Here is a 12613-nt window from a genome sequence, read left to right on the forward strand (position 1 = left end):
ATGAGTGGAATTAATGATTTTGTAGTAAGATTTGCCAACGTCAATGGTACGGGTTCGGCAAGTGCCAACAACTTACTTGGCAAAGCAATTTTCAGAATGGGTGTGCCGGTTTCCGGAAAAAATATTTTCCCGTCAAATATTCAGGGATTACCCACCTGGTATGAAGTTAGGGTAAGCGAGAAAGGATATTTGGGAAGAAAAGACGGAATTGATCTCATGGTGAGTGTCAATCCACAAAGTTTGAAAAAAGATATAGAAAGTGTAAAATCTGGTGGATATCTGATATTTGACAGCACTAAGAGTTTGCCCGAAAGTCATTGGAGAGCAGATATACATTTTTTAGGTATCCCTTTGATGGAAACCTGTGACCGCGAGTTCTCTGATCCCCGTCAAAAACAACTGCTCAAAAACATCATGTATGTGGGTGCTTTGGCTAAGCTACTTGATATCAGTCTGGAAGCGATTGAAGTTTTGCTTTCTGAACAATTTAAAGGAAAAGAAAAGCTTGTTTCACTCAACATGAAAGCCTTAAAATTGGGTAGTGATTATGTTGAACAAAATTTTAGTTTTCCATTGCCATTTAAGGTAGAAAAAAGAGATTTGGTAAAAGATGCAATCATGATTGATGGCAATGCAGCAACTGGTCTGGGAGCAGTTTACGGCGGTGCCTCTGTGGTGAGTTGGTATCCTATTACTCCATCTACTTCGGTGATTAGCTCTTTTGAAAAATATGCCCATAAGTTCAGAAAAGATCCTGAAACCGGTAAAAATAACTTTTCGGTGGTACAGGCTGAAGACGAACTTTCTGCAATCGGAATGGCCATTGGAGCCAATTGGAACGGTGCAAGAGCATTTACGGCAACCAGCGGGCCTGGTCTGTCTTTAATGAACGAGTTTTTGGGTTTGGCGTATTATTCAGAAATCCCTGTAGTTTTGGTTGATGTTCAGCGTGCAGGTCCTTCGACAGGTATGCCTACCCGTACACAGCAGTCTGATTTATTAATGGCAGCTTATGCTTCTCATGGGGATACCAAACATGTATTGTTAATTCCCTCAACGCCAACCGAATGCTTTGAGATGATGGCAGACTGTTTCGATATTGCAGAACAAATACAGTCACCTGTTTTGATGCTTACCGACCTTGATTTGGGGATGAACGAACACATGACGTCACCTTTCAAATGGAATCCTGACCGAAAATATAACAGGGGAAAAGTGCTAAATGCCGGGCAATTGGAAGAATATAAAGATTGGGGAAGATATCAGGACGATGATGGCGATGGAATACCTTACCGGACCCTTCCGGGAACCCATCCATCAAAAGGGGCGTATTTTACCCGTGGTTCATCTCATGATGAAAAAGCTGCATATTCTGAAGATTCTCCCACTTATGTGAAAATAATGGATAGGCTGGTCAGAAAAATAAAAACGGCTACCAAAATGCTTCCATTGCCCGAATACTACAATTGTGAAGAGAAATCAGATATTGGTTTAATTTATTTTGGCACCTCAAAATATGCTGCCGAAGAAGCAATTGATGAATTAAAAGCTGCCGGCAAGAATGTAAATGCTATGCGTTTGAGAGGTTTTCCTTTTATTGACGAAGTAGCTCAGTTTGTGGAGAATCACGAAATAGTGTATGTAGTTGAGCAAAACCGTGATGCTCAGATGCGGACATTGTTAATCAATGAACTGGAAGAAAATCCTAAAAAGCTGCGAAGGGTGCTCAATTATGATGGGACTCCTATCACTGCTCACCTTATTATTGATCAAATTGTTTAACTTTTGAATTGAGATTGAAATGTCATATATAAAACCAAAGTTTATCCATCCCAGGTCTCCCAAAAACAAACTGGGATATTCAAGACAATACTACGAAGGTTCATTGTCAACACTTTGTGCGGGTTGCGGTCATGATTCAATATCTGCAGCCATCATTGATGCTTGTTATGAATTGTCCATTGAGCCTCATAAAGTGGCCAAGCTTTCGGGAATAGGTTGTTCTTCAAAAACTCCGGCCTATTTTCTGAACAACTCACATGGTTTCAATTCGGTTCATGGCCGCATGCCTTCAGTGGCAACCGGAGCCAATCTGGCTAACCGCGACCTGATTTATCTCGGTGTTTCCGGCGATGGTGACTCAGCTTCAATTGGATTTGGACAATTTGCTCATGCTGTAAGACGAAATTTAAATATGACCTACATCGTGATGAACAATGGATGTTATGGTCTCACCAAAGGACAGGATTCTGCCACTGCAGATCATGGTTCTATCTCAAAAGGTGGTATTCCCAACACATTTGAAGGTATAGATATGTGTGCATTGGCAATACAGTTGGGAGCAAGCTATGTGGCTCAGAGTTTTAGTGGAGACAAGTCGCAATTGGTGCCACTTATCAAAGCAGCTCTTAATCATAAAGGGTTTTCATTTATCAATGTGATGTCGCCATGTGTCACCTTCAACAACAATACCGGATCTACTAAATCATATGATTATGTAAGGGAGCACAATGAGGCACTTTCAAGTATTGATTTTGTGCCTGTTAAAGAGGAAATTACAGCCAGCTATGAAGGCGAGGATATGGTTGAGTTACACGATGGTACTTTTCTGAAATTAAACAAACTCAACCAAAGTTGGGATCCAAAAGATAAACTTTCCATTATTAGTGCTCTACAGGTGGCTCATGATAAAAATGAAATCCTGACAGGGTTATTATATATTGATAATGATTCTATTGAATTAAATGAATTGATAAATACTACAGAGAAACCACTAAACACGCTTACCGAAGCAGAATTATGTCCCGGGTTGGATATTTTGGAGAAAATAAACAGTGGCTTGAGATAAAAAAACATTTAATATAAAAAAGGCTCTTTTCGAGCCTTTTTTTATGGGTATTGTTTCAAAATTTTGTCTGTTTCTTTTTTTGACAATTCAATGGCAGTGCCATGGCGGATTCCTTTGGGCATGTTTAATTTTTCAGAAACATCTTCCCAGGTTTTCATATCTTTGGACCTAATGCAGCCATACTTATGGTTAATATATTTATCAAAATACACATAAATATAACCATCTATTTGTAAGGTGGTAGGGCCTTCCGCCCAGTAATCGCCTGTGATTTTTTCTGATACTTTTGTTGAATAGTGACCATTGGCTTTATTGCTTTTACTTAATCTAAGATTTTTTTCCGGTGGGTTGGGGTTTTCATTTTTTAGAATCATCCAAAATTTTCTTACCTTTTTTAAAATCGTGGCATCAATCACACTGAAATCAGGGTTAAAGAATAGTTTCGTAGGTGTAAATACATTAAAGTCAGTAGTTTCGGTAAAAATACATTTTATGATTCCATCCTTTTTCTTTTTCTGATTCTTGTATAGAATTAAACTTTCCCGGAATGGTACTTGCCCACAATATCAGATATTTCTTTCGTTTATTGTCATAAAATATTTCAGGTGCCCAGGCGTTTTTGGAGGTGGGTTCATGGCTCATGACCGGTATTTGTTTTTGTTCTGACCAATTTATCATGTCATTGGTGCTTGCATAGCCGATTATCTGATCATGCCATCCGCTGGTCCAGACCATGTGAAACCTGCCGTCGGCACCTTTTATCACACATGGATCCCTCATTTGTTTGTCTTTTCCAATTTCTGGCTTCAAAACAGATTTCCCCTGGTTGAGGGCTGTCCAATTGAACCCATCAGTACTGTGGGCCAGATGCAGGCCATCTTCGCCATTTCCAATAAAATAGGTAAATAAGTAGTTTTTTTGAGCTATTAATTGAGAATTTGTAAATAGAAATAAAAAAAATATAGAATAAATGTTTTTCATGCTGTGGTTGATTTTGAAAGAATGTTTTTACAAATAAACCTTACTCATTTTTTACTAAAAAATTTCGGAATCAAGTATTTGATTTTTATTCAAAATAATAGATTTATTTCAGGAAATAATATCGGTTTTCTTTTTTTTGGATATACAAAACTGGTTCAAAAAAATTATCATTGATTATATTTACAGGAAATTCAACCATTCAAATATGAAAATATTGAAATTAGTCTTTTCTTTTATACTTATAGTTAATTTTTCAAATGCTCAGCAGATTTCCATTGGAGACAATAAAGGGCAGCTCACTTTTGAAGAATATGACCCCAAGTCAACATTGATAGTTGAGAAAAACCCAAAAAATAAATCAAAATTTCCCTTCATCGATGTTCATAATCACCAGTTTGCAATGGGTGAGGCCAGAGAAAACACCGATAAGTTGTTGCCGGATATGGATGCCCTCAATATGAAAATCATGGTAAATCTGAGTGGTAGGGGCTGGACCAATGATGAGAAAAAATCGACACAATCCTTAGTTGATAATATTAAAAATGCTGAATTGTATCCCGGGAGATTTGTGATTTTTACAAATGTAGATTTCAATACGATAAATGAAGCTGGCTGGTCGGAAAAAGCAGCAAAATTATTGGAAGATGATGTAAAAATTAGAGGTGCCAAAGGACTGAAAATCTATAAGAATCTAGGCTTTAGTGTAAAAAATACAGATGGAAGTCTGGTAAAAATAGATGATCCGAGGATTGATGCGGTTTGGAAAAAAGCCGGTGAGCTTGGGATTCCTGTTTTGATTCATTCGGGTGACCCCGCATCTTTTTGGCAGCCTTTAAATCAGTTTAATGAACGTTGGTTGGAGCTAAAAACACATCCAGGTAGAAAAAGAGATGTGGAAAAAGGGGATTTTAGTTTTGAGCAAATTATTGAGCAGCAGCATAATATTATCAAAAGGAATCCAAAAACCACTTTTATATCTGCTCACATGGGTTGGTACCCCAATGACTTGGGAAAACTTGACAGCCTCTTAACAGCAATGCCCAATATGTATGTTGAAATTGGAGCGGTGATTGCTGAAATTGGTCGCCAGCCCCATACTGCCAATAAGTTTTTTACCAAATGGCAGGATAAGATTCTCTTTGGAAAAGATTCATGGGTGCCTTCAGAATACGCCACCTATTTTAGAGTTCTGGAAACTCAGGACGAATATTTTCAATATCATAAAAAATATCATGCGTTCTGGCCTATGTATGGCATTGGGCTTTCTGACGATGTATTAAAGAAAATATATTATAAAAACGCAATAAAAATTATCCCGGGAATCGATAAAAGTGGTTTTCCTGATTGATTTTTTTTAAATTGAATTTACCATTTCATTTATTCTAAAATATAAAAAATAATGTTTTTACTAGGTATAGACCTCGGAACTTCGTCTATAAAAGCCTCCATCGTTGAAAGTGCTACCGGCCAGGAAGTAGCCTCGGCACAATATCCTGAAATCGAAGCAGAAATAATCGCACACCAGAAAGGATGGGCCGAACAAGACCCTCAAACCTGGTGGGAATATTCTCAGCAAGCCATCAAAAAAGCAATAGCATCAGCAAAAATTGATGGAAAGAAAATTACAGCAATCGGTATCTCATACCAAATGCACGGCCTGGTTATGGTCGATAAAAATCAGGAAGTATTAAGGCACTCAATCATTTGGTGCGATAGTCGGGCCATCAAATACGGTGAAAGTGCGTTTGAGGCCATTGGTAAAGAAAAAGCCCTGGGTTCTTTGCTCAACTCTCCGGGTAACTTTACGGCAGCTAAATTGGCATGGGTTAAAGAGAATGAGCCTGATGTTTTCGAAAAATGTGATAAAATTATGCTTCCTGGTGATTTTCTCGCTATGAAGCTTACAGGAGAAATAACAACTACCGCCTCGGGTCTTTCTGAAGGTATTTTCTGGGATTTTCCTAAAAATCAGGTTTCAGAGGATGTATTGAAAGCTTTTGGATTTACAAAAGATATTATCCCAACTATTCTTCCGGTTTTTGCTTCCCATGGAAATATCAAAGCTGACATCGCTGAAAGTTTGGGCTTAAGTCCAGAAGCGGTTGTAGCCTATAAAGCGGGTGACCAGCCCAATAATGCATTTTCATTAAACGTGGTAAATCCGGGCGAGATTGCCGCTACTGCCGGTACTTCAGGTGTTGTTTATGCAGTTAGTGACAAAATCAGCTATGATCCGCTTTCAAGAATCAACTCCTTTGCCCATGTAAATCATGGCGATAATGACCTTTCAAGAATTGGTATTTTGCTTTGTATCAATGGTACAGGTATTTTGAACCGCTGGATAAAAGAACAGGTTGCAGGGGGTAAATCATATCAGGAAATGAACGAAGATGCACGCAAAATATCTGTAGGCTCCGATGGCCTGATTGTGATGCCTTTTGGTAACGGAGCCGAGCGGATGCTTCAAAATAAACTCATGGGTGCTCAGATGCTCGGTCTGGATTTTAATACCCACAAGCAAGCTCATATTTTCAGGGCGGCACAGGAAGGTATTGTGTTCTCATTTAAATATGGTTTTGATATTATGCTGAGCCTGGGTGTAGTGCCAAATGTGATCAGAGCAGGGCAAGCCAACATGTTTTTAAGTGATGTGTTTACTCAAACTTTGGTTAATACAACTCAGGTTCCTGTCGAAATGTACGATACCCATGGAGCTAAAGGTGCAGCATTGGGTGCCGGAGTGGGTGCCAAAGTGTATGCTGATATCAAAGAAGCTATGAGCGGTTTGAAAATATTGAAAACGATAGAGCCAGTAAGTACTGAAAAAGAAAAGTATGAAAATGCCTATAAATTATGGGAACAGGCATTAATACTATAATTTTGTAAAAAATCGGTTTATGATTTCACAGTTTGGGTTTGTATTGCTGTTTTTTCTGGCATCACTATTATTGGTAGTGTTGGTTTTGGGTGTGTCGAGGATATTGCGTCCTTCCCGTCCAAACCCCGAGAAAAATGCAATTTATGAATCCGGTGAAGAAACCGAAGGGACAGCACACGTTTCATTTAATATCCGTTTTTATATTGTCGCCCTTGTATTCCTGCTTTTCGAAGTGGAATTGGTATTGCTGTTCCCATGGGCAACAGTATTTGGCGATGCCCGTCTTATCACTGAATCTAATGGACTGTGGGCTTTATATGCAGGCGTGGAGATGCTTATTTTTGTTTTGATTTTGGCTTTGGGTTTGGTTTATGCCTGGAAAAAAGGCCATTTGGACTGGATTTCGCCCCGACAAAAAGAGAATAGATTTAAGTCACCGGTGAGTGAAGAAATGTACCGAAAACTAAATGAAAAGTACTGATGGATTTACAAACACTTGAGGCTCACGAAAGAATAAAAACCGGCGAAGGGGAGGTGATTCTTACCTCTCTAGACGAGCTAACCAACTGGGCCAGAGCCAATAGTCTCTGGCCTATGGGTTTTGGTTTGGCTTGCTGTGCTATAGAAATGATGGCAACATTTGCATCAAATTATGACTTGGAAAGGTTTGGCATATTTCCAAGAAACTCACCCCGCCAGTCAGATTTAATGATTATTTCAGGAACGGTTACATTTAAAATGGCCGACCGTATCAAAAGGCTATATGAACAAATGGCCGATCCCAAGTATGTGATCTCAATGGGAAGCTGCTCCAACTGTGGCGGTCCTTATTGGGAGCATGGTTATCATGTTGTGAAGGGTGTCGATCGTATCATACCGGTAGATGTGTATGTTCCGGGTTGTCCACCCCGTCCCGAAGCTCTTTTGGGAGGAATTATCAAACTTCAGGAAAAAATCAAGAATCAGAAATTCAGTGACGTTAAAAATTAATAACGTCCTTTTTTTGTTAGAAAACCTTCTTTCTTTTCAGAATAAACAATATTTCACCTGTGTGACCGGCCTGCATCAGCAATGAGGCTTCGGTGAGGCCTTCAATGGTTATTACTTCCCAGCCCAATTCTCCCAGGTCGTTTAAGCGACCAATTAACTCTTCCTGGAATTTTTCTCTCTTTAAATGTTGACGGCTGATATTCAGTATTTTGTATTCAAATTTTTCCATATTATTTTCTTTGAAAATTATAATTTATCCCGATACCAAAGTTTGTTAAAGAAATTATTGACGGGTCTGGTGTTCCAACCAAATCCGGATTCCGGTAAAATATAACTGCCGGATTAATTTTTGCAAATATCCCAAATTGTTTGTTGAGTCTTTGGTGAAATTTGAAATTTAGGCCGGTACCCAATCTGTTGGGTTTTGTCTTATTTATGGTAGAAGCAGAAATTGTATTTGAAATTTTTTCACTTAAAACATCAAGGATCAGCTCATCTCTTTCCAGATTATTCAATGAAATCATAGGTCCTAAAAACAAAGTTGAGTTCTTTTTTTGGAGTAAGTCTATTTCAAACGACAAAGCAATACTGCTAATGTTATTTTTTGCTTTTACAGTTCTTTGGTATGATTTTCCATCGTTTAAGGATGAGTAATTGTATGAAAAGGTTTTATGAAAGAAGTTTTGATTGAAAGATATACCCATTTGAGCCCTTTTTTTTATGGGATGAAAGTATGCGATTTCTAAACCGATTGGATTTTTAAAATGGTTGTAGTCGGAATTGGAAAAAGTGGGATTAAACAATAAGGATTGGCCGTAAGAATGTATCGAAATCAAAAACAAAATGGCTATAAGGAATTTCTTCATTTTTTATTTTCGAAAAATGAGAGATTATGATTTTATCTTTTTAAATTGTTTCAAAAATAACCTTTATTTAATGCGATTTTTACTTTTTCCTTCATTATTTTTTCTTTCCATTTCTTGCATAAAACCAAGCATCAAGGTCCTGACTTACAATATTTACCATAATGAAAATCCTTATAAAAAAGGACAAAGTAACGTAAGTGATATTTCAGAATTAATTAAAGAGACCCATCCCGATGTGGTGTTTTTGCAGGAAGTGGATAGTATGACTAATCGATCAGCCGGGGTATTCGGAAAAAAGGTGGATAATTCAGCAGATTTGGGTACTTTGACTCAAAGAGTTTCTTATTTCTCAAAAGCCATAGATTTTAGTGGAGGCAGTTATGGTGAAGCTCTGCTATTAAGAAAACCCAATGTTGTTTTCAGGCAAAAACTTCCTAATCCAAAAGGAGGAGAAGTGCGGTCGATGATTGCTACCGAAGAAAATGTTGGAAAAAAATCGGTCATACTGCTGGGGACACACCTATGCCATCAATATTCCGAAAACCGAATGGCCCAACTAAAGACAATTGTAGAATATTATGTTCAAAAAAATAAACCCATGATTCTTGCCGGAGATTTTAATTTTTCTCCGGATTCTCCTGAATATCAATATATAACCGGCTTTTTTAATGATGCTGCTGTTCAATTTGGAAAACCTCAAAATACCTTTCCTGCTGATAGCCCTGATACCAGAATTGACTTTATTTTTCTTTCAAAAAACAACAAATGGAAAGTAGATGAAATAAAAGTATTTAAAAACCAGTTTTCTGATCACCTGCCGGTTTTTGGAAAAATTAGGCTTTGATTTTTCTGATTTTAATAAATCATTTAACCAAATCTTGATATAATATATTGGCGATTTCTTTCAGAAACTGGTTATAACTATCGGTTTCTGGTTCCTTACAGCCATTGGTAATCGCCACAATTCCGAATTTCTTTTTGGGATTAAAAAACATACAACTATACAAGCCATAAGCCGAACCGGTATGCCCCACGAGTGACTCGCCTTCAATGAATTTTGCAGTTTTCCATAATGCCAACCCGTAACTTTCAATATCGCTAACCGGGGTTTGCATAATTTTTGAGCTTTTTTTACTTATGATTTTTACTTTACCCAACTTTCCATAATTCATATGCATGGTCATGTAGCGTGCCAGGTCAGGTGCTGAGATTTTCATGCCACCGGTTGGAGAGAAAATAGGAGTGGAGTAACCAAAAACATAATTTCGGATTTCTTCCCTTCGCGGATTATATGCACCATCTGACAATATATATTTCTGGGAAAGGGTATCGTAATTGTAAATACTGGCAATGAGTTTCTGGTCTAAGGAATCCACGCAATATCCACCATAAATATTCAGTGGATTCAGAATGTTTTTTACTACATATTGGTCAAAACGCAGGCCTGATGTTTTTTCTATGATGGAGCCCACCATGTTAAAATTAAGATTGCAATACTCATACCCCATACCCGGAGCATAATTATTGTAACATTTTTCCCAATTTGGGTTTTTATCAGGGTTGATGACGTCTAGCTGAAAATATCCCTGCGAATCGTTGATAGAAGAAGTGTGAGACAGTACCATTTTGAGGGTAATTACCGCAAACGGATATTTGGGATTTCTTACAGGGAAACCCATGAGTTTTGACATGTCGTCGTTGAGAGAAAGTTTGCCATCTTCTACCATCTGCATTACAGAAGTTGCAGAAAATGACTTGGAGATAGATGCAATTCTGAAAATACTATTCTCCTTCAAGGCCTGTCCGGTTTCGAGACTTTGCTTACCGAAAGCTTTTTGGTAAAAAGGCTTATTGTCTTTTACCACTGCAACTGAAAGGCCCACAGCTTTGTATTTGGTCATGACTTCCCCGATTTTTTCTTCGAGCGATACCTGTGCCCTGACCAATCCCGGAATTAAAATAAGAAGATAAAGTAATAGTCTCATAATTAACAGTTTTGTATCCAAATGTACACGCAACTGACTAAAAATCATAAATTTCTTTCGAAATTATGAAATACTATTCAGACAAATTTAGAATCCTTGTTTTCACCCAATAATATTTTACTTTTAAAATCCTTCGTAAACTTAGATCAGGTTAAACCCGGCAACAAGCGAAATTCCGGAATACCCGGATTTCCAATAAAAATATGATTTTACTACATCACGGGGAGTGTGATATTTTAATTCGAAAACCAACCTCTTTTTAGTTTTTATGCCTACCCCAATGCTGTAATGAATTGATTTTTCAAGATACAGATTATTTACCTCGGATCCATTAATGGTCGAAAAATACAATTTCGAAACTCCTATTGGGGTATCATAAACTATTGAGGCATTCGCATAGAGTTTTGAACCATTATTTAGAAAGTAATAATACCTTAAACCGACTGATGATTCAATAGATTGGTATTTGATTTGGCCTGCGGCATAAGGGTAGCCTTTTTTAAAGTTGCCTTTTGCATGAAACCTTTGAAAGGCAGGTTCAAAAATTACACTTCCTTTTCCATTGAAATATGGGAAAATATATTCTGTTTCAGCACCTATTCTGAATACCGGTTTTGCATGTAAATTGAGTTTGTCATTGAAAAAAAGGATACCTGAAAATGAAAGCGAATTATAATTTATCCCTGGTCTAAGGGTCAAATTAAACAAATCTCTTTTTGATGCCGGTTCATAATTTTGGCTTGTACCATCTGAAAGCCTATTTTCAACTTCGAAATATCGAATTAAATCCGGAAGTTTATATTCAATTTTTGCAAACTTATCAATGGGTTTATTAGCACTGTTCACATTCAAAAAAAGTTGTTGTCTGAAAAAAGCATTTGTTTTTACCAGATTATTTGAGCTCAAATAATATTGTTTATAAATCAGTGACTGAATGCCATTTTCTTTTTCGGTATAGAAAAACTTTTTCAGAGGGCCATCGATATAAGAATAAAGGTGGTACTTGCCTTCCACCAATACTTTAAGAAAGACCTGTCTCTTTTCAAAAACAGGGTCACGGGTTTCGGTCAACTTATCTATATCATTGCTTGATACATCTACATCTACATTAGCCTTGATGTATCTGAAAACTCCCGGAGAACCAAATTCTTTTATATCATTAATACTTCCTTTTTGGAAATTCCCATTTTCGATGAGTTTATATTCAAATTCAACGGGATTACTGTTCCAGTCCCGATTTATTATCCAGCAATTTATCTTTTCATCGTTTTCTTTGATAAAATATCCTTTTGTGATTACTTTTTGACCGGAGACTTTTAATATAGAAATTACCAGGATAAAGATGAGTGGGAGAATTTTTTGCATGATTTTATTTTGACTTTTAAAAATATGAAATCAAAAATGTTGCCGCTTTTTTACTTTTAAAAAAACATACAAATATTACCGCCAGATATGATCTCCAGGGATTTTTTTATTTTTCACAATTTATGTTGATATTAAACTAAAGCAAACAAAATCATATAATTGTGACCAAATTTCTTCGCACATTTTGGGCAATAGGCATAATGCATATAATAGTCTTTTGCCTGTAGATTTTTTTCCTTCAAATATATTTCCATTTCCGAAATAAACCTGGGTGCTGCCTGATAGGGGCCATCAAAAACCCTTGCCTCAAAGGTCCCAGATATATCGGTATTATTGGCACCATCAACCGACTTGGTAACAGCATAATAAATCTCAGATTTGAAGGCGGTGGGGTCCCTGAATAAAATTAATGCATCGTGTACATCGGGAATAGATGCTCCGGCGTTTTCCACCAATGCGTACATTTTCCTTATCTTTTTCCCAATCATACAGGGAAAAGGTATATGAAAGAAAGCAGGAATTGTTTCTTTAATAAAAGGTTTGTTTTTCCATTCAAATGTTTTCCTGTCCCATTTTTCTACATCAAATTTAGGACAACATTCATCTTCATGATTATCCATTTTTTGTAAAGGTTTAATTTTAAATTTTTTCTGAAAATACTTTTTAAAGCAAAAGTTTTATTCCAAAATATACACTTGTA

Annotated in this window: 12 protein-coding genes and 1 pseudogene; 7 read left to right on the forward strand and 6 right to left on the reverse strand. The window is 37.0% G+C overall.

Translation table 11 applies throughout. The features are described 5' to 3' along the window. Window positions 1–1782 (forward strand): 2-oxoacid:acceptor oxidoreductase subunit alpha, encoded by a 1782-nt coding sequence (locus IPP61_14680; GenBank protein ID MBL0326403.1) that lies wholly within the window; start codon window positions 1–3, stop codon window positions 1780–1782. 19 nt (window positions 1783–1801) lie between these two features. Then, a complete protein-coding gene (locus tag IPP61_14685; GenBank protein MBL0326404.1) occupies window positions 1802–2848 on the forward strand; it encodes a 2-oxoacid:ferredoxin oxidoreductase subunit beta in 1047 nt (348 codons plus the stop codon). A 41-nt stretch (window positions 2849–2889) separates the two neighbouring features. On the opposite strand, the pseudogene IPP61_14690 reads toward IPP61_14685, so the two are convergent. Next, a pseudogene (locus IPP61_14690) lies at window positions 2890–3829 on the reverse strand (glycoside hydrolase family 43 protein). A gap of 205 nt (window positions 3830–4034) precedes the next feature. On the opposite strand from IPP61_14690, the gene IPP61_14695 reads away from it, so the two are divergent. Genes IPP61_14695 through nuoB form a run of 4 tightly spaced genes read left to right on the forward strand, consistent with a single transcriptional unit; the run spans window position 4035 to window position 7697 of the window. Next, window positions 4035–5177 carry an amidohydrolase family protein gene (locus tag IPP61_14695; protein MBL0326405.1) on the forward strand — a complete coding sequence of 381 codons (1143 nt, stop codon included), beginning with the start codon at window positions 4035–4037 and terminating at the stop codon, window positions 5175–5177. A gap of 51 nt (window positions 5178–5228) precedes the next feature. Further along, complete coding sequence (locus tag IPP61_14700; protein MBL0326406.1) at window positions 5229–6707, forward strand: carbohydrate kinase; 1479 nt, start codon at window positions 5229–5231, stop codon at window positions 6705–6707. Window positions 6708–6726: 19 nt separating this feature from the next. Then, on the forward strand, window positions 6727–7188 hold the full coding sequence (locus IPP61_14705; protein ID MBL0326407.1) for an NADH-quinone oxidoreductase subunit A: 462 nt from the start codon (window positions 6727–6729) through the stop codon (window positions 7186–7188). Continuing rightward, window positions 7188–7697, forward strand: coding sequence for an NADH-quinone oxidoreductase subunit NuoB (nuoB, locus tag IPP61_14710; protein MBL0326408.1), 510 nt, complete (start codon window positions 7188–7190; stop codon window positions 7695–7697). The genes IPP61_14705 and nuoB overlap by 1 nt, the downstream gene beginning before the upstream one ends. 16 nt (window positions 7698–7713) lie before the next feature. Here the strand turns inward: nuoB and IPP61_14715 are convergent, their stop codons facing one another. Beyond that, window positions 7714–7926, reverse strand: coding sequence for a DUF4177 domain-containing protein (locus tag IPP61_14715; protein ID MBL0326409.1), 213 nt, complete (start codon window positions 7924–7926; stop codon window positions 7714–7716). Window position 7927: 1 nt separating this feature from the next. Further along, window positions 7928–8563 carry a hypothetical protein gene (locus IPP61_14720; GenBank protein ID MBL0326410.1) on the reverse strand — a complete coding sequence of 212 codons (636 nt, stop codon included), beginning with the start codon at window positions 8561–8563 and terminating at the stop codon, window positions 7928–7930. Between the two features lie 70 nt (window positions 8564–8633). Here IPP61_14720 and IPP61_14725 point away from each other — a divergent pair, with 70 nt between their 5' ends. Further along, entirely contained in the window at window positions 8634–9407 is a 774-nt protein-coding gene (locus tag IPP61_14725; GenBank protein MBL0326411.1) for an endonuclease/exonuclease/phosphatase family protein, read from the forward strand. Window positions 9408–9426: 19 nt separating this feature from the next. Here the strand turns inward: IPP61_14725 and IPP61_14730 are convergent, their stop codons facing one another. From IPP61_14730 to IPP61_14740, 3 genes are all read right to left on the reverse strand, one after another. Further along, window positions 9427–10548, reverse strand: a complete 1122-nt coding sequence (locus tag IPP61_14730; GenBank protein ID MBL0326412.1) for a beta-lactamase family protein — start codon at window positions 10546–10548, stop codon at window positions 9427–9429. Window positions 10549–10689: 141 nt separating this feature from the next. Further along, complete coding sequence (locus IPP61_14735) at window positions 10690–11913, reverse strand: hypothetical protein (GenBank protein ID MBL0326413.1); 1224 nt, start codon at window positions 11911–11913, stop codon at window positions 10690–10692. A gap of 131 nt (window positions 11914–12044) precedes the next feature. Continuing rightward, window positions 12045–12533, reverse strand: a complete 489-nt coding sequence (locus tag IPP61_14740; protein ID MBL0326414.1) for a hypothetical protein — start codon at window positions 12531–12533, stop codon at window positions 12045–12047. Window positions 12534–12613 lie beyond the last annotated feature (80 nt).

It is taken from the genome of Cytophagaceae bacterium (genome assembly GCA_016722655.1).
Lineage (GTDB): Bacteria > Bacteroidota > Bacteroidia > Cytophagales > Spirosomataceae > Leadbetterella.